At 72.5% G+C, this 17,076-nt stretch carries 15 protein-coding genes; 12 read left to right on the top strand and 3 right to left on the bottom strand.

Annotated elements, in window-relative coordinates:
• Positions 1-217: 217 nt before the first annotated feature.
• A complete protein-coding gene (locus tag GGG17_RS01035) occupies positions 218-1,135 on the top strand; it encodes an SDR family oxidoreductase (RefSeq protein WP_154591958.1) in 918 nt (305 codons plus the stop codon).
• A gap of 163 nt (positions 1,136-1,298) precedes the next feature.
• On the opposite strand, the gene GGG17_RS01040 is transcribed toward GGG17_RS01035, so the two are convergent.
• Positions 1,299-1,682, bottom strand: a complete 384-nt coding sequence (locus tag GGG17_RS01040; RefSeq protein ID WP_154591959.1) for a hypothetical protein — start codon at positions 1,680-1,682, stop codon at positions 1,299-1,301.
• A gap of 139 nt (positions 1,683-1,821) precedes the next feature.
• Here GGG17_RS01040 and GGG17_RS01045 point away from each other — a divergent pair, with 139 nt between their 5' ends.
• The 6 genes from GGG17_RS01045 (at position 1,822) to GGG17_RS01070 (ending at position 8,448) form a co-directional block, all read left to right on the top strand.
• Positions 1,822-2,451, top strand: coding sequence for a GNAT family N-acetyltransferase (locus GGG17_RS01045; protein WP_154591960.1), 630 nt, complete (start codon positions 1,822-1,824; stop codon positions 2,449-2,451).
• Between the two features lie 228 nt (positions 2,452-2,679).
• The gene (locus GGG17_RS01050; RefSeq protein ID WP_288799076.1) at positions 2,680-3,090 is read left to right on the top strand and encodes a peptidylprolyl isomerase; all 411 of its coding nucleotides are present in this window, start codon (positions 2,680-2,682) and stop codon (positions 3,088-3,090) included.
• A 120-nt stretch (positions 3,091-3,210) separates the two neighbouring features.
• Complete coding sequence (locus GGG17_RS01055) at positions 3,211-4,746, top strand: ABC transporter substrate-binding protein (protein ID WP_154591962.1); 1,536 nt, start codon at positions 3,211-3,213, stop codon at positions 4,744-4,746.
• Positions 4,746-5,777, top strand: coding sequence for an ABC transporter permease (locus GGG17_RS01060; RefSeq protein WP_154591963.1), 1,032 nt, complete (start codon positions 4,746-4,748; stop codon positions 5,775-5,777). The genes GGG17_RS01055 and GGG17_RS01060 overlap by 1 nt, the downstream gene beginning before the upstream one ends.
• Positions 5,774-6,649 carry an ABC transporter permease gene (locus tag GGG17_RS01065; protein WP_154591964.1) on the top strand — a complete coding sequence of 292 codons (876 nt, stop codon included), beginning with the start codon at positions 5,774-5,776 and terminating at the stop codon, positions 6,647-6,649. The genes GGG17_RS01060 and GGG17_RS01065 overlap by 4 nt, the downstream gene beginning before the upstream one ends.
• Complete coding sequence (locus GGG17_RS01070) at positions 6,649-8,448, top strand: ABC transporter ATP-binding protein (protein ID WP_154591965.1); 1,800 nt, start codon at positions 6,649-6,651, stop codon at positions 8,446-8,448. The genes GGG17_RS01065 and GGG17_RS01070 overlap by 1 nt, the downstream gene beginning before the upstream one ends.
• 4 nt (positions 8,449-8,452) lie before the next feature.
• Here the strand turns inward: GGG17_RS01070 and GGG17_RS01075 are convergent, their stop codons facing one another.
• Together GGG17_RS01075 and GGG17_RS01080 are read right to left on the bottom strand one after the other, a co-directional pair.
• Positions 8,453-10,240 carry a choline/carnitine O-acyltransferase gene (locus tag GGG17_RS01075; RefSeq protein WP_154591966.1) on the bottom strand — a complete coding sequence of 596 codons (1,788 nt, stop codon included), beginning with the start codon at positions 10,238-10,240 and terminating at the stop codon, positions 8,453-8,455.
• 152 nt (positions 10,241-10,392) lie between these two features.
• A complete protein-coding gene (locus tag GGG17_RS01080; RefSeq protein WP_154591967.1) occupies positions 10,393-10,794 on the bottom strand; it encodes a hypothetical protein in 402 nt (133 codons plus the stop codon).
• 306 nt (positions 10,795-11,100) lie between these two features.
• Between GGG17_RS01080 and GGG17_RS01085 the strand changes: the two genes are divergently transcribed.
• The 5 genes from GGG17_RS01085 (at position 11,101) to GGG17_RS01105 (ending at position 16,835) form a co-directional block, all read left to right on the top strand.
• Positions 11,101-12,435 (top strand): polysaccharide deacetylase family protein, encoded by a 1,335-nt coding sequence (locus GGG17_RS01085; protein ID WP_154591968.1) that lies wholly within the window; start codon positions 11,101-11,103, stop codon positions 12,433-12,435.
• 123 nt (positions 12,436-12,558) lie between these two features.
• The gene (locus GGG17_RS01090) at positions 12,559-13,518 is read left to right on the top strand and encodes an exodeoxyribonuclease III (protein ID WP_311966333.1); all 960 of its coding nucleotides are present in this window, start codon (positions 12,559-12,561) and stop codon (positions 13,516-13,518) included.
• 498 nt (positions 13,519-14,016) lie between these two features.
• Complete coding sequence (locus GGG17_RS01095) at positions 14,017-14,484, top strand: DoxX family protein (RefSeq protein WP_029211116.1); 468 nt, start codon at positions 14,017-14,019, stop codon at positions 14,482-14,484.
• Positions 14,481-15,449, top strand: a complete 969-nt coding sequence (gene ligD, locus GGG17_RS01100) for a non-homologous end-joining DNA ligase (RefSeq protein ID WP_311966334.1) — start codon at positions 14,481-14,483, stop codon at positions 15,447-15,449. Before GGG17_RS01095 ends, ligD begins: the two co-directional genes overlap by 4 nt.
• A 426-nt stretch (positions 15,450-15,875) precedes the next feature.
• The gene (locus GGG17_RS01105; protein ID WP_154591969.1) at positions 15,876-16,835 is read left to right on the top strand and encodes a hypothetical protein; all 960 of its coding nucleotides are present in this window, start codon (positions 15,876-15,878) and stop codon (positions 16,833-16,835) included.
• The last annotated feature ends 241 nt before the right edge of the window (positions 16,836-17,076 follow it).

Raw genomic sequence — 17,076 nt, forward strand, 5'->3', positions numbered from 1 at the left:
CTTCCCGAGCCGGCGCGTCAACGCCGACCACGATCCGAACTTGAGCATGGGCTTCGATCTTGCTCGGGAGGTACGTCTCCTCTACGTCACCTCGCCGAGAGCCATCCACAGGTTCTGATCATTGCTCGTGGGCGACCGAGCGCGGTTCTGTCGCGTTGGCACCGGTGCGGCGTCGTGTACCGAGTGACCTTCCTGCCGAGTGTCGAAGGAGAGACACATGTCCGAGGACGCCCACACCACCACCGTGGACCAGCTCACGCTGCAGGACCCCGTGAAGCGCTACCCGTCGATCTGGCCGCCCGCCAAGGCGCTGCCCGGCACCGGGCTGGACGCCGAGATGACGCCCAAGGCCGACCTGGGCGAGAAGTCCTACCGCGGCACCGGACGCCTCGAGGGCCGCAAGGCGCTCATCACCGGTGGCGACTCCGGCATCGGCGCGGCGACCGCGATCGCCTTCGCCCGCGAGGGCGCCGACGTCGTCATCACCTACCTGCCGGAGGAGGAGCAGGACGCCTCGAAGGTCGCCGAGATCATCAAGGCCGAGGGTCGCACCGTGGCCACCGTGCCGGGCGACCTGCGGGACAAGGCCTTTGCCAAGACGCTCGTGGAGGAGGCCGTGCAGACCCTCGGCGGCCTGGACATCCTGGTCAACAACGGCGGCAAGCAGATCGCCACGGAGTCCTTCGACGACATCGACGACGAGCAGCTCGAGGCGACCTATGACATCAACATCCTCGCGATGTTCCGCCTCGTGCGGGCCTCCCTGCCGCACCTCCAGCCGGGCGCCACGATCATCAACACCACGTCCATCCAGGCCTACTCGCCGTCCGCGACGCTGGTCGACTACGCCTCGACCAAGGCCGCGATCAACAACTTCACCAAGGGGCTGGCCGAGCAGCTGGCGCCCAAGGGGATCCGCGTCAACGCGGTGGCCCCCGGCCCGATCTGGACCCCGCTGCAGCCGTCCGGCGGGCAGCTGCCCGACGACCTGCCGGAGTTCGGCAAGTCGACGGCTCTCGGGCGCGCGGGTCAGCCGACCGAGCTCGCCCCGGCGTACGTCTTCCTCGCCTCCCCGGAGTCGAGCTACGTGATCGGGGAGACGCTCAACGTCAACGGCGGTATGCCGACCCCCTGATCCCTGCACCCACAGCGAGATCGTGAGGGTTCGGACCAAGGATGGTGGACCAGACCCTCCCTGTCCCCCGAAGGATCATCCCGTGGGCGGCCGCCAGGTCCAGGGGTCGACGTCGTCGCGCGGCCAGGTCGGCGGTGTCGTGGGGCCTGGTCCGAGCCGTCCGTCAGCTGTAGGTCGGGCGCTCGCCGTTTTCGGGGTCCTCGGTGCCCTTGACGTCGGTGTCGTGGGTCGCGGGCGACCAGCTCGGGTCGCCGTGGAGCACCGTGCCGTCGTCGAGCGAGATGGTGAGGTTGGTGGCCTGGGCGATGTTCTCCGACAGGCGGTCGACCACGTGCTGGGGCTGCTCGATCCCGAGCTTGCTCAGCCGCTCGCCCAGGATCTCGGACACCGCGTGGGGGTCCCGACCGGACTGGGAGAGCTCCACCAGGTCGTTGACCAGGATGCGGCGCTGGCGCTCGTCGAGCTGCTCGAGCATCGGGGTGCTGAGGGTGACGATCGCGTCGCGGCTCTCGGCGTGCTCGTGGCCTGGCTGAAAGCTGTCGGACATCGGGGCCTCCCGGGAGCCTGGGCGACGAGCCGGCTGCCCGTCTGCCATAACGTGCGTCGAGCCTAGCCCGCGCCTCGTCCCTGGCGCGCCTTGCGGGGTCAGGACGCGCACCGTCCGCAACCGGCTCTAGCGTCTCGGCATGAGCTATCGCGTGGTTCCTCTCGGACCGGACACCTGGGAGCCCTTCGCCGAGCTGGTCGAGCGCAACAACGGGGTGTACGGCGGCTGCTGGTGCATCGGCTTCCACCCCGAGTGCGGGCAGCGCATCGACCACCGCGCCGCCAAGCGCGAGCGCGTCATGACGGACGGCGCGCACGCTGCGCTCGTGATCGACCAGGACGGTCTCGCGCAGGGCTGGGCGCAGTACGGCGACCCCGAGGAGCTCGCCGGCATCAAGCACAAGCGGTCCTACGACCAGGACCCGCCGCCCGAGCCCGACTGGCGGATCACCTGCATCTACGTCGACCGCCGCCACCGCGGGCAGGGGATCGCCCGGCTCGCCCTCGGTGGCGCGCTCGAGCTCATCGCCGCGGCAGGAGGTGGCCTCGTGGAGGCCATCAGCGAGACGACCGTGGGGCGTCAGGCCCAGGGGCGGTTCCTGTTCAGCACCACCGCCGAGCTCTACGAGGACCACGACTTCCAGCGCGTGCGCCAGGTCGGCAAGCACGCCTGGATCCTCAGCCGCACCATCGCCCCTGCCCACCCGGCCCCTGGCGACCCGGCCCCTGGCGACGTGGTGAGATCGGTGCAGGGTGCCGGTCAGTCCTGACACCGGACCCGCACCGATCTGCCGAGCCGGGGTCGGGCGCCTAGATTGGCGAGCCACGGCTCACCCAGCCCTGACTCCTGCACCTCCACCGCCCTCGCCGCGGCGCCGAGCGCGACGGCCGCTCCCGCACCTGCGTCCCAGCCGGCGTCGAAGCCCGCTCCGCCCTCCGGCCCCACGACCGGCGCGTGCGGATTCACCCCGCTCGAGGACCGCACCTACTCCACGTGGGTGGGGCTGCCGCCCGACCCCAAGAAGGCACAGACCCACGGCAAGGCCGCGGTCGTCCTGCAGACCAACCGGGGCGACATACCCCTGGTCCTCGACAAGGCCGGGGCGCCCTGCACGGTGCAGAGCTTCCTGTTCCTCATCCGGCAAAAGCTCTACGACGGCACGCTCGCCATGGCCAACGGCGGCCCGGACACCAACGGCAGCCAGTTCTTCCTCGTCTACGAGGGCTCGCGGCTGCGACCGGACTACACCGTCTTCGGCCAGGTGACCGAGGAGGGCATGCAGGTCCTCGACCAGATCGCCGCCGGCGGGATCGACCCCGGCACCGAGGGCACGCCAGAGGACGGTGCCCCGGCGCTCACCACGGTCATCGAGCGCGCGAAGCGCACCGGGGTCGGAGCCACCCGCTGAGGGAGAGCACGTCGGGCACCTCCCGCGGCCCCGCGCCCGATCCGCCAAGCGTTGCGCCCGCCGAACGCCCGCGCGTCCCCCTCGGTACTGTGGCAGGACCTCAGGGGAGAGGGAACGGCCATGGCAGGCAAGGCGATCAGCCGCAGGGAGGTGCTTCGGCTCGGCGCGGGGCTGAGCGCGGGAGCCGCCCTCGCCGCGTGCTCGCCCGCCCCCGACTCGGTCACCTCCGAGCTGATCCACGGCGCCACCGGCGGTGGGCTCAAGGACACCGTCGACCCGCACTTCCCGGTGACGATGCCGGACATCGCGCGGGTGCGCAGCCTGTTCGAGCCGCTGCTGCGGTTCACGCCGGACTACCGCATCGAGCCGTGCCTGGCCGAGAGCGTCGAGCACAACGCCGACGCCACCCGCTGGACCTTCCACCTGCGCGAGGGCGTGACCTTCCACGACGGGCGACCCCTCACCGCCACGGACGTCAAGGCCTCGCTCGAGCGGATGGGCGACCCCAAGAACCCCACCGCCCTGCTCAGCGACGTCGCCCCGCTCATCGACTTCCCGGCGAGCCGAGCCGTCGACCCGCACACCTACCAGCTCGTGCTCAAGCAGCCCTACGGGATCATGGACCAGCTGCTCGCGGCCTACACCATGGGCATCGTCCCCCAGGACTTCGACCTGGCCCACCCGATCGGCACGGGCCCCTTCCGCTACGAGTCCCTCGTGCCGGGGCAGCGCTCGAGATTCCTCCGCCACGACGGCTACTGGGACCGCAAGGCCGGCGTCGACTCGCTCGTGGTCATCGACTTCACCGACGACGCCGCCAAGGTCTCGGCGCTGCTCGCCGGCCAGGTCCACACCATCGACAACCTCCCCGCCTACCTCGCGGGGGCGATCGAGCGGCAGGGCGCGCACACCCTCGTCTCCGAGACGGGCGGGTGGGTGCCCTTCACCATGCGCGTGGACGCCAAGCCGTTCTCCGACAACCGGGTCCGTCAGGCCATGCGCCTCATCGTGGACCGTCAGCAGCTGATCGACCAGGCGCTCAGCGGCTTCGGGCGGCTCGGCAACGACCTCTACGGCCCCTTCGACCCGGACTACCTCGGCAGCGCCCTGCCGCAGCGCCAGCAGGACATCGCCCAGGCCAGGCACCTGCTCAAAGCCGCCGGGCACGAGGGCCTCCAGGTCGAGCTGGTCACCTCCACCGCGGTCGGCACCGGAGGCGTCGAGTCCGCCAACCTGCTCGTCCAGCAGGCCGCCAAGGCGGGCGTGCAGGTGCGCGTCACCAAGGCGGACGCCAGCACGTTCTACGGCGAGCGCTACCTGTCCTGGGTGTTCGCCCAGGACTTCTGGTCCACCCGGCTCTACCTCCCGCAGGCGATCGCGTGCGCGCTCAAGACCTCGGCCTACAACGAGACCCACTTCGACCACCCGCGGTTCACCGAGCTGATCACCGCGGCCCGCCGCACCACCGATCCCGGGCGGCGGCGCACGCTCGTGCAGGACGCGCAGCGGATCGAGCACGAGGAGGGCGGCCTGATCATCTGGGCGTTCGCCAACCAGGTCGACGGCTACAGCCACCAGGTCAGCGGCCTGCAGCCGGCGCGCGAGCAACCCGTCTCGGCCTACCGGTTCAACACGATCACGCTGAAGGGGAGCTGATGGGCGCCACCCTGCACACCCCTCCTCCCGCGAGCGTCGCGGTCTCGAGCCGCCGCACGCCGGCCCGGGCCTGGACCCGCTGGCTCGTCCGCCGGCTCCTGCTCGCCCTCGCCAGCCTCTGGGTCGTCTCGGTCATCGTCTTTCTCGCCACCACCGCCCTCGGCGACCCGGTCCGCGCGATCCTCGGCAAGGACTACGCCGTCAGCCCCGAGCGCGTCGCCCAGATCCGGGAGGCGCTGCACCTGGACCAGTCGCTGCCCGAGCGCTACCTCACCTGGCTCGGTGGCCTGCTGCGTGGCGACCTCGGCACCAGCATCGCCAGCCAGCAGCCGGTCGGCGAGCTCCTCGGCGACAAGGTGGCCAACAGCGCCTTCCTCGTCCTCGTGGTCGCCCTCGTGATGGTGCCGTTGTCGCTCGGCCTCGCGATCCTCGCCGCTCGGCACCGCGGTCGCGCCGTCGACGACGTCCTGCAGGTCATGACCCTCGCCCTCGCGGGCGTGCCGGAGTTCGTGACCGGCATCCTGCTCGTCGCGCTGCTGTCCACCAGCGTCCTGCACGTCCTGCCCGCCGTCACCGTGCTGCCCGCCGGCGCGATGGTGTGGGAGCGTCCCGCGTCGCTGGTGCTGCCCGTGGCCACCCTCGTCGTCGCCGTCGTCCCCTACCTCTTCCGCATCCTGCGCTCCACGCTCGTGGAAACCCTCGACTCCGACTACGTCGAGCTCGCCCGGCTCAAGGGCATCCCCGAGGACCGGGTGCTACGGCGCCACGCCCTGCCCAACACCCTCGTCCCCACCGTCCAGGTCACGGCCCTGCAGCTGGCCTGGCTGGTCGGGGGCGTCGTCCTGGTGGAGTACCTCTACAACTTCCCCGGCATCGGGGCGACCCTGGTCGACTCCGTCCGCAACTCGGACTACCCGATGGTGCAGGCACTCGCGATGCTCATCGCCGCCGCCTACATCCTGCTCAACCTCCTGGCCGACGCCCTGTCGATCCTGCTGACGCCGCGCGCCCGGACGGGGATGGTCGCATGAGCGCCGCCGCCACTCCCGCCGGCACGCCCACCGGCACCCCCACCCCCACCCGCACCCGATCGCTGCTCGCCGGGCTGGCGCGCGACCCCCGCGTCGTCATCGGGACCCTCCTGACCCTGGCCGTGGTCCTGCTCGGCGTGTGCGGTCCCTGGATCGCCCCGCACGGCGAGTTCGACATCGTGGGGCGGCCGTTCACCCGCCAAGGCTCCTTCCTCGGCACCGACTACCTCGGGCAGGACGTGCTGTCCCGGGTGCTCCACGGCGGGCGCGCCATCCTGGTCACCTCGCTCCTCGCCACCGTGCTGGGCGTGCTGGTGGGGATCTCGTACGGCGTCCTCGCCGCCTACGCGGGTGGCTGGGTCGACGAGCTGCTGATGCGGACCAACGACGTCCTCCTCGCGTTCCCGCAGATCCTCGTGGCGCTGCTCGTGCTGTCCGCCGTCAAGCAACCGGCGTGGTGGGTGGTCGTGCTGTTCGTCGGCCTCGCGCACGCCCCGCGGGTCGCCCGCGTCGCTCGTGGCGTCGCCCTGACCTACGTCCACCAGGACTTCGTGAGCGCCGCCGAGGCCATCGGCGAGCGGCGCTGGCGCATCGTGGCGACCGAGCTCGGCCCCAACCTCACGGTGCCGCTGCTCGCCGAGGCGGGGCTGCGCCTGACCTACTCCATCGGCCTCATCGCCGGCATCGGTTTCCTCGGCTTCGCCTCCGACCCGGGTGCGGCGGACTGGGGGCAGATGACCAACGAGAACCGCCTCGGCCTGCTCGTGCAGCCGTGGGGCGTGCTCGCCCCGGTGCTGGTCATCGCGGTCTTCACCATCGGCACCAACCTCATCGCGGACGCCCTCGGCGCCCGGGCGGCCAAGGGGGAGTGATGGGCACCACGGCTCCGGTCTGTGTCGTCGAAGGCCTGCGCGTGGGGCTCACGGGCCGCGGGCTCGACGTGGTGGAGGACGTCGACCTGGTCGTGGCCGCCGGCGAGGTGCTCGGCCTGGTCGGCGAGTCCGGCTCCGGCAAGACCACGACCGGCACGGCGCTGCTGGGCTACGCGCGCAGCGGCGCGGAGATCACCGGCGGACGCCTCCACGTCGCCGGGCACGACCTGCGCTCGATGAGCTGGCAGCAGGTCCGCGCCGTGCGGGGGCTCGACGTGGGCTACGTGCCGCAGGACCCCAGCTCGGCCCTCAACCCCGCCATCCGGATCGGGGATCAGCTGCGCGAGCTGCTCGACCTGCACGCCATCGGGTCCCCGCAGGAGCGCCACGAGCGGGTCCGCGAGATCCTGCCCGAGGTCGGGCTCCCCGCCGACGAGGCCTTCCTGCGGCGCTACCCCCACCAGCTGTCCGGCGGGCAGGTGCAGCGCGTCGCGCTCGCCATGGTCTTTCTCCCGCGCCCCGCGGTGCTCGTGCTCGACGAGCCCACCACCGGTCTCGACGTCACGACCCAGGGCAAGGTCCTCGACACGCTCGCCGAGCTGTGCCGCCGCTTCGACGTGGCCGCGCTCTACGTCACCCACGACCTGTCCGTCGTCGCCACCATCGCCGACCGCGTCGCGGTGATGTATGCCGGACAGGTCGTCGAGGTCGGTGCCACGCGTGCGGTGTTCGCCGAGCCCTCCCACCCCTACACGCGGGCGTTGCTGCGCGCCATACCGCACCTGCACAAGCCCTATGCCCTCAGCGGCATCCCCGGCCTCGCCCCCGCTCCCGGGCGCCGGCCGGACGGGTGCCGCTTCAACGACCGGTGCGAGCACGCGGTCGAGGCCTGCCGGGCCACCCAGCCAGCCCTCGTCGAGGTCTCGCGGACGGGCGGCGAGAGCCACGTCGCCCGGTGCCTGCGCGTGGACGAGCTGCCACCGTGGGACCCCGAGGACCGCGCGGTCAGCGACACCGTCCCCGACCGGGAGCGCGAGATCGTGCTGACCGTCGAGGGGCTGGACGTGAGCTATGGCCGCACCCAGGTCGTCCACGACGTCAGCTTCGACCTGGCCCGGCGCGAGATCGTCGCGCTGGTCGGGGAGTCCGGCTCCGGCAAGACCACCACCTCGCGCTGCGTCGCCGGCCTGCACCAGGACTGGGCCGGCCGGATCGAGCTCGAGGGCGAGCAGCTGGTGGCGTCCGCGCGGCGGCGCTCCCCGGATCAGCGCAAGCGGGTGCAGTACATCTTCCAGAACCCCTACCAGTCGCTGAACCCCCGCCGCACGGTCGAGCAGATCCTCACCCGACCGCTCGCGCTCTTCGGGATCGCGCGTGGCCGGGCGGCCCGCGAGCGGGCCGCCGAGCTGCTCGACCAGGTGCAGCTCGACCCCTCGCTGCTGCGGCTTCGCGTCGGCCGGCTGTCCGGCGGCGAGCGGCAGCGCGTGGCCATCGCGCGGGCGCTCGCCGCCGAGCCGGACGTCCTGGTGTGCGACGAGATCACCTCGGCGCTCGACGTGTCCATCCAGGGGTCGATCACCGCCCTGCTCGACCGGATCAAGGCAGAGCGCGGCATCTCGATGCTCTTCGTCACGCACGACCTGGCGCTCGTGCGGTCCATCGCCGACCGGATCGTCGTGCTGAGCGATGGCCGCGTCGTCGAGCAGGGGCTCACCGCGCAGGTGCTGGACCATCCGCAGGAGGCCTACACGCGCGAGCTGCTGGCCCACACCCCGCAGCTGGCCAAGGCGTTCGGCTGAGCGCTCAGCCCGGTTGCGCGGCGGCCTCGTCCAGCAGCCGCCACAGGGCGTCGACGCCCTCGCCCAGGGCCTGCTCGAACTCGTCCACCCGCTCGGCGGCGCCGTCCGTCCAGCTCAGCGTGAACTCCACGACGCCCTGCTGCGGCAGCGGGACGTAGTAGATGCCGATGCCGCCCTCGCTCGTCGGCGCGAAGGCGGCCCGCGCGATGCGCGAGGGGTCGCCGAGCGAGGTGGTCGACAGGAAGTCGGTGGTGAGCCGGGCGTATGCCGCGTCGTCGTGCAGGGGTGCGGCATACCCGTGGCGAGCTGCCATCAGGCGCAGCCCGAACAGGTGCCGATCGATGCCCTGGCCGCTCTTGCAGCGCTTGACCTGGGTGCGGTGCGCGTCCAGGTGGGCCAGGAGCAGGTCCGGCGTCGCGGTGCCGTCGACGAGGGCGCTCGCGAGGGCCACGGCCGCGGCGGTGTTGGGGCGCAGGCACTCCGTGCGGCCGCCTTGGTACTCCCGCATGTCGACCGACTCGTAGGTCGAGCGGACCCGGCCATAGGTCCGCAGCTGGGCGTAGAGCATGACGGCCTGCAGGCAGGCGTCCATCGAGACCTTCACCGGCAGCGTGGGCAGGGGCGCCGCGGGCACGGGCACGATCCGGACGCGGTGCCGCTCGGCCACCCGGGCGTAGTCGCGCAGGCCCTCCTCCAGTGCGTCCCGCTGCTCGGCCGAGAGCGCCCACGCGAGCTCCTCCGTGGCAGCGGGCTCGTCGTCGGGGTCCCCGTGGTCGGGGCTCACGTCCTGCGCGCGGCCGAGCACCGCCACGAGCGTGGACCCGTCGAGGGTGCTGTGCTCCAGGTGCAGACCCGTGAAGTCGTCGGCGAGGTCGACCTGCAGCGTGACGGGCTTGAACGGCCAGGCCTGCTGGGGCTCGAACGCCACGCGCCGCAGGTGCTTCGCGGCGTCCGCGCCGCCAGAGGGGGAGTCGGTGAGGGCGAGGAGAAAGAGCGCCTCGCGCAGCCGGGCGTAGGTGCGGGCGTTGCCGTCGTCCTGCTGGAGCTCCGCCAGCATCTCGGCTGCGTCGTCACCGGCGAGATAGCCCGCAGCGGTGAACCCCGGACCGGGCGCGGGCGGGAGGGTGACGACCTCGGCCAACGCCGATCGGATCGCTTCGACCGACGAGGGCTCTCCCGCGCCATCGCTCACGCGCACGGCGACGGCGCGGCCGCGCCACAGCACCACCGTCTCGCGATCGGCCGCGTCCTCGCGGCCGGGGAGGTAGACGTCGAGGCCCTGCCGCGGGTGGCGGATGCCCCCCGCGAGGTGGTCCCACTGCCGCTGGCACAGGGGCTCGCCGCGAGGGCCGAGGTCGGCGCCGGCGTCGCCGCGCAGGTGCGCGAGGTAGGCGCTGGCGAGGCGGTGGACCAATTCCGCCGCCCGGTCCAGCCCGCTGCCGGCCGTCGGCATCGCCAGCTCGAACCCCACGTTGCTGGACAGCGGCAGCGCCACCCGCGTCACGAGGTAGGCCTCGAGCCAGGCGTCCCACAGCCAGCTGCGACCGAGGGCGTCCTCCTCGACGGCCAAGGCCTCGAGCGCGGCCTGGCAGGCCGGGCCGTCCCCGGCGGCGAACGCCTCGACCGCACCACGCGTGACCTCGAGCTCCGCGGGCGACAGGAGCACGCCCACGGTCTCGAGATAGCGGTCCAGCGTCTGGCGCAGCGGCGGCACCGGCAGCGTCCTCGACGGGCTCGACGTCGACGGGGTCGCCGAGGTCGGTGACGGGGTGGGCGAGCTCGCAGCGGTCATGGACCCTCCTCGCGCGTCAGCCTAGCCACCGTCGGGCGGCGGGCGGCGACGGCATACGGCCTTGGAGCGATGCGCGGGGACGCGCGACGGCCCCCTCCGCACACGGTGGAGGGGGCCGTCAGCGTCGCGCCCACGCGTCGTGGGCGACCGGCTCAGTTGGCGATCGAGTCCACGATCAGGGAGCCGGCGATGCCGAGCATGAAGACGTCCTTGGCGATGCCGGTGCCCTCCTGGGTGGGGCGGATGCCGTCGATCGTCATGCCGGGGGTCTGGCGGTACATGTTGAGCAGGCCGGCGCTGAACGCACCGAGGCCCGCGCCGGCGAGCCAGCCCGGGACCACGGGGAGCAGGAGGGCCGCGCCGAGCGCGATCTCGCCGTAGGCCAGCGCCTGACCGAACTGCGTGGCCGGGACCTCCTTGAGCTGCGGGACGCCCACGGCGCCCATGTCACGCAGGCCCTGGGCGGCCTCCTCGGGCAGGTTGCGCTTGCCGAGGCCGGAGTTGATGAGGAAGAGGCCGGTGGCGATTCGGGCGGGGGCTGCGGCGAGGCTCATGCGAGGTCTCCTGGTTGGTCGGTGCGGGTGGAGCAGCACGGACGGCCCATGCTGGTTGAAGAGTCAACGAGTTCGTCGGCGCCAGTGTTCCCGACGCGGTCTGACGGGTCCCAGGATCACCCATCGTCACCCGAGGACCCACCTTTGCCGCCTCCGGCGCGTCATGGGGGGTGAGTGACGGTGACCCAACGAGGGGGTACCGTCGCGAAGGTGCAGGTGCACGTGATTCGCAGGGGGGAGAAGTGCATGTCTCGGGGGGACCGCAGCCGATCGACGACGCCACGACGTCGCCGCGAGGTGGGCTCGATGCGAGGGGTCGTCGTGCTGGGCACGAGCGCCGTGGTGCTCGCGGCCTGCACGGGCAGCGGCGACGGGGGTGGCCAGGCGGCGCGCTCCGGAGGTGCCACGCAGGGTGCCCCAGGCGGCGCCTCCGCGACGCCCGGTGGGTCCGCGCCCAGCCCGACACCGACGCAGGACGCCCTCGCCAAGGCCAAGGTCCAGGCGGCCCAGTACGACTACGACGGCGCGATCGCGACCCTGACCAAGGACGGTGGCGACGCCGCCAAGGGGCAGCTCGCCGAGGTGCAGGCCGCCAAGGCCAAGGCCGTGAAGTGGGCTGACAATGCGACCATCCCGCACCTCTTCTACCACACGCTCGCCGTCGACCCGGCCAAGGCCTTCACCAAGGGATCCGAGGGCGTGGGCTTCAGCCAGTACATGGCGACGGTCGACGAGTTCACGGCGCAGATCGCCGAGATGCACCGGCGCGGCTTCGTCCTCGTCCACCCCCAGCGCATCGCCAAGAAGGGCCCCGACGGGGTCATGCGCTACCAGCCGATCCTGCTGCCGCCCGGCAAGAAGCCCGTCGTCCTGTCCCTCGACGACGTCAGCTACTACGAGTACATGACCGGCAAGGGCTTCGCGACCGCCCTGGTCAAGAAGGACGACGGCAGGGTCGTCAACACCTACACCGACGCCTCGGGCAAGACCGTGGAGGGCAGCTTCGACTCCCCGCCGATCCTGGACGAGTTCGTCCGCCAGCACCCCGACTTCGCCTACCACGGCGACAAGGGCTCCATCGCGCTGACCGGCTACAACGGCGTCCTGGGCTACCGCACCTCGGAGCGCAAGTACGGCGCCACGCCCGCCACCAGGGACGCCCAGGCCAAGGCCAAGGTCGTGGCCGACGCCCTCAAGGCGAACGGCTGGAACTTCGCCTCGCACTCGTGGGGCCACATCAACATGACCCGCAGCGGCGTGGGCCTGATCAAGGCCGACGCGGGTCGCTGGGACCGCGAGGTGCGCCCCATCGTCGGCGACACGGACGAGCTCGTCTTCCCCTTCGGCGCGGACGTGTCCGACGTCAAGCCCTACACCGACGCCAACCCCAAGGTCGCGTTCCTGCATGGCACGCAGAAGTTCGACTACTTCTTCGGCGTCGACGCCACGTCGCCGCACTGGGTCCAGCTCGGCCGCTCCACGCTGCGACAGGCGCGCATCAACGTCGACGGCCTGTCGATGCAGCGCGCCCTCGACGGCAAGACGTCCGCGGTGCGGCAGTTCTTCGACGTCAGGGCCACGATCGACCCGAAGCGTCCGCTGCCCGTCCCGTCGATCGGCGGCCCCACCGCGGGTGGCTGATCGTCGCCGGCTGATCCACGGCGGCTCGTCGACGGTGACTCATCGACGGCGGCTGGTCGCGCGGTGACGTCCCGCGGTGCGCGGCGGGCGCGGCCGTCCCGGCATACGGCCTAGGATCGCCGGGTGCTGCGCATCGCGACCTTCAACGTCAACGGGATCCGTGCCACGCAGCGTCGCGGATTCGACGACTGGCTGGCCTCGCGCGGGTGCGACGTCGTGGCGCTGCAGGAGGTCCGGTGCCCGGTCCCGCTGCTGCCGGACGGCGTCTTCCGGGACTACCACCTGACGTATGACGCCGGCCAGACGGCCGGGCGCAACGGCGTGGCCGTGCTGACGCGCGAGGCGCCGGTCGCCGTGCGGAGCTGGGGTGCGGGCGTGCTCGTGCGGGCGCCGGGCGACAGCCACGTCGAGCTGCGCGAGCACGCCGAGACCGGTTCGCTGGCGCGCGAGCTCAAGGCCTTCGCTGCCGAGGGGCGTTACGTGGAGGTCGATCTCGCGGACCATCCGTTGACCGTCGCCTCGCTCTACCTGCCCAAGGGCGGGCTGCCCGCGCACCTGCAGGTCCCCGGCCGGATGCGGGAGAAGCCCGACGGCGGAGCGAGGTACGAGCGCAAGATGCGCTTCCTGCGGGGCTTCGCCCGACACCTGACGGCCACCCGCCGGGCAGCCGCGGCGCAGGGCCGGGAGTTCCTCGTGATGGGGGACTTCAACGTCGCCCACACCCGGCTGGACGTCAAGAACTGGCGCACCAGCCAGCGGTCCGAGGGATTCCTGCCGGAGGAGCGCGAGTGGTTCGGGTCGATCCTGTCGCCGCGCTCGCTGGTCGACGTGGTGCGCCGCCTGCACCCGGACGTGGACGGCCCCTACTCGTGGTGGAGCTGGATGGGCGGGGCCTTCGACCGGGACACGGGCTGGCGCATCGACTACCACCTCGCCTCCCCGCGCCTCGCCAAGGCCGCGATCGCGGGCGGGACGGACCGCGAAGCCTCGGCGGCCGAGCGCCTCAGCGACCACGCCCCGGTGGTCGTCGACTACGACCTACCCCCGGTAGGGGCATCGACCGGCCTTCGTTCGCCAGGCTGATGATCCCGCCCCCGGTAGGGGCATCGACCGGCTTTCGTTCGCCAGGTCGATGATCCCGCCCCCGGTAGGGGCATCGACCGGCTTTCGTTCGCCAGGTCGATGATCCGGCCCCCGGTAGGGGCCATCGACCGGCCAGCGCCGGTGCGGGTCCAGGTTGTCGCGGCAGGTGCTCCGTCGGGGGCTCGTCGGCACGATCGTGCCGGTCACGTGGGGGTGAGGGCGAGCGGGGGTGGCCTTGTCGTCATACCGGCAGGATCGTGCCGGTATGACGACCGCCAGAGGCCAGGTGCAGGCCCACCAGCAGCGCCCAGGCCAGGAGCGGCCCGCCGAATCGGGACCCGTCACCTGAGGGTGCCCCTCACCCCGAACCCCCTCAACCTCTGGGAGACGGGGTCCGGCGTGCCAGCATGAGTCACGACGCACGACGCACGACGCACGACGCACGACGCACGACGCACCGCGCGACCTGCCCGTGCCCCCCACCGCGAGGAGCCACCCATGTCCGTCCTTCGTACCAGCACCCCGCCCACCCGCTCGCAGGAGGTGACCCGGCTGACGCTGGGCGCCTTCATGGCGTTCGCCGGCGTCTCCCACCTCACCTTCGCGCGGCAGGACTTCCAGGCCCAGGTCCCGGGGTGGTTCCCGCTGGACGAGGACCTGGTCGTCCTGGCGTCGGGGGTCGTCGAGATCGGGCTCGGGGCAGCCCTGCTCGCCCTCCCGCGGCAGCGCCGGCTCACGGGCATCGCCCTGGCGGCCTTCTACGTCGCCGTGTTCCCCGGCAACATCGGCCAGTATGTCGAGGGCGTCGACGCGTTCGGCCTCGACACCGACGGCAAGCGCCTGGCCCGTTTGTTCGGGCAGCCGGCCCTGGTCGCCGCCGCGCTGTGGGCCGCGGGACTGCCCGAGCGCCGGGACCGGCGAGGCTCGCGACACGTCGGCGACGCCCCGCGCGAGGACCGACCGTGACGCCCTCGCGGGGTCCGGCCGAGGAGGTCGAGGTCGCCGGCCACATCGTGCGCGTCAGCAACCCCGACCGCGTCTACTTCCCCGAGATCGGCGCGACCAAACGGGATCTCGTCGACTACTACCTCTCGGTGGGCGAGGGGATCGTGCGGGCCCTGCGCGACCGCCCCTGCATGATGCACCGCTACCCCGACGGCCTGGCGGGCGACAAGGTCCACCAGAAGCAGCTCCCCAAGGGGGCACCCGACTGGGTGGAGACGGTGCCGGTCTACTTCCCGCGGTTCAAGCGGACGGTGCGCGAGCTGTGCGTCACCGACCTCGCCCACGTCGTCTGGGCGGTGCAGATGAGCGCCGTCGAGCTCCACCCGTGGAACAGCCGCCGCGCCGACGTCGAGCGACCCGACGAGTGGCGCATCGACCTCGACCCCATGCCCGAGACCGGGTTCGACCGGGTGCGGCAGGTCGCCGCGGTCGTGCACGAGCTGCTCGACGAGCTCGGCATCGTCGGCTACCCCAAGACCTCCGGCGGCGACGGGCTGCACGTCTACGTGCGGATCGTGCCCGAGCACGACCACGGCGACGTACGACGAGCCGCCCTGGCCTTCGCCCGGGAGGTCGAGCGGCGTGCGCCTGGTCTGGTGACGACCGCCTGGTGGCGCAAGGACCGTGACCCCTCGGCCGTGTTCGTCGACTACAACCAGAACGCCCGCGACCACACGATCGCGGCGGCCTACTCGGTGCGTGGCACCCCCACGGCCACCGTCTCGTGCCCGATCACCTGGGAGGAGGTCGCGGACGTCGAGCCGGCGGCGCTCACCATCGCCACCGTGCCCGAGCGGTTCGCCCGGCTCGGCGACCTGCATGCCCGCATCGACGACGCCGCCCACGACATCGCGCCGCTGCTGGCGTGGGCGGCGCGGGACGAGCGCGAACACCCCGAGGCCCAGCCGCCCGAGGGCGACGCCTAGGCCGGCGCCGTCACCCCTCCAGCCCGAGCCCCAGGGAGACTGGCGTAGCGGCATACGAGCCAGCAAGGGCAAGCAGCTCCTCGTCCTGCTCGTGACCGCCCTCCTCGTCGCCGGGGGAGCCTGGCTGCTCGGGGGCAGGGCCGGTTCCGCCACGAGCACCGCCATGAACGGCGCCCAGGCCGTCCAGGTCACCGGCGACACCTCAGGCCCGGCGGGGTGCTGCGCTCCCAGCACGTCGCGCTCACGCGCACCGCGATGGACGACCAGATCGTCGCCCCCTCGGTGCACTTTGTGGCCGCGCGCGTGAGGCAGGGGCGGGTCAGGGGGATCCCCCCTGGCGGAACGTCCGTCCCACCGGCAGCGTTGTCATCCAGACACGCACGCAACGGGTTGGGAGTGATGAGGGTGGTCCTCACCGGACTTCTCGTGAGCACGGGCCTCGTGGCCGTCACCGTCGGCATCGGTCGGTATGCCGCAGACCGGTGGCGGCACCGCAAGGACGCCGTCACGGGTCGCTGGCTCGCGCCCGGCGTCGCCCTCACCGCCGCCGGCGGAGGACTGGTCCTGTCGCCCGACGTGCTCGTGCTCACCGACCAGCTGCACGTGGCCGACCCCGCCGCCGCCCTGGCGCTCGGCGTCTACAACGTCCTCGCCATGGGTGGCCTCGGCACCGTGGCCGCCGGCATGTGGCTGTCGAGCAGGACGGTGACCCGCCGGGTGCGGGCGGGCGTCGACGCGGTGGCGGACGGCATACCCCTGGTCGCTCGACGGCGCGCCGTGCGGCGCGGGACCCCGGCGGACTTCCCGCGCGAGTGGGCAAGCCTGATCGCCCTGGACACCGAGCTCACGCACCGGCTGCTGCGCTACGAGCGGGACCTGGAGGCAGCCGTCAACTTCCCGGTGATGACCGACCACACCGACCCGCTGACCCGCGGCGCGATCGACGCCATGCTGCGCTGCCGCGAGCTGCGCGCGGCGACCCCGCCGGCTGGCACGCGCGACGTGCGCGACACGGACTACGCGAGGGCGGTCGCGGACTTCCAGGTGGCGCTCGAGGCCGCCGAGGCCAACGCCGAGCGGCTCGTGGCCAGCACCTTCACCGAGGACGAGCGCCGCACCCTCGAGGAGGTCACCACGACGCTGGAGTTCATGCGCGCCAACAGCACGACGCCGGCCGAGCGGGCTGCGGCCTACGACGAGGTGAGCGCGCGGCTCTCCCAGGTGATGCGGGCGCGCGGGGTGGCGACGGAGGGCACGGCGGCGGAGGCCGCAGGTGCGACCGCCGGTGCAGGTGCGACCGCCGGTGCAGGTGCGACCGCGATGGGCCAGGGTGTGGTGGCGCGGCCGCACCCCTTCCTCGACGTCACGGACCGCGCCCGCCGCTGACGCGACCTACCGGGGGTAGGGGCATCGACCGGGCTTCGTTTCCCAGGCTGATGATCCCGCCGGGGGTAGGGGCATCGACCGGGCTTCGTTCGCCAGGCTGATGATCCCGCCGGGGGTAGGGGCATCGACCGGCCTTCGTCCCCCAGGCTGATGATCCCGCCGGGGGTAGGGACATCGATCGGGCCTTGTCCCCCGGCAGGATCGAGGGGCCCACCCCCCGGTGACGCGACCGACTCGGCCC

The organism is Arsenicicoccus cauae (assembly GCF_009707125.1).
Classification (GTDB): Bacteria; Actinomycetota; Actinomycetes; order Actinomycetales; family Dermatophilaceae; genus Arsenicicoccus; species Arsenicicoccus cauae.

Excerpts from the sequence above, each read along its gene's own strand:
- GGG17_RS01035 (WP_154591958.1), top strand. The coding sequence starts at position 218 with ATGTCCGAGGACGCCCACACCACCACCGTGGACCAGCTCACGCTGCAG.
- GGG17_RS01040 (WP_154591959.1), bottom strand. The coding sequence starts at position 1,682 with ATGTCCGACAGCTTTCAGCCAGGCCACGAGCACGCCGAGAGCCGCGAC.
- GGG17_RS01045 (WP_154591960.1), top strand. The coding sequence starts at position 1,822 with ATGAGCTATCGCGTGGTTCCTCTCGGACCGGACACCTGGGAGCCCTTC.
- GGG17_RS01055 (WP_154591962.1), top strand. The coding sequence starts at position 3,211 with ATGGCAGGCAAGGCGATCAGCCGCAGGGAGGTGCTTCGGCTCGGCGCG.
- GGG17_RS01060 (WP_154591963.1), top strand. The coding sequence starts at position 4,746 with ATGGGCGCCACCCTGCACACCCCTCCTCCCGCGAGCGTCGCGGTCTCG.
- GGG17_RS01065 (WP_154591964.1), top strand. The coding sequence starts at position 5,774 with ATGAGCGCCGCCGCCACTCCCGCCGGCACGCCCACCGGCACCCCCACC.
- GGG17_RS01070 (WP_154591965.1), top strand. The coding sequence starts at position 6,649 with ATGGGCACCACGGCTCCGGTCTGTGTCGTCGAAGGCCTGCGCGTGGGG.
- GGG17_RS01075 (WP_154591966.1), bottom strand. The coding sequence starts at position 10,240 with ATGACCGCTGCGAGCTCGCCCACCCCGTCACCGACCTCGGCGACCCCG.
- GGG17_RS01080 (WP_154591967.1), bottom strand. The coding sequence starts at position 10,794 with ATGAGCCTCGCCGCAGCCCCCGCCCGAATCGCCACCGGCCTCTTCCTC.
- GGG17_RS01085 (WP_154591968.1), top strand. The coding sequence starts at position 11,101 with ATGCGAGGGGTCGTCGTGCTGGGCACGAGCGCCGTGGTGCTCGCGGCC.
- GGG17_RS01095 (WP_029211116.1), top strand. The coding sequence starts at position 14,017 with ATGTCCGTCCTTCGTACCAGCACCCCGCCCACCCGCTCGCAGGAGGTG.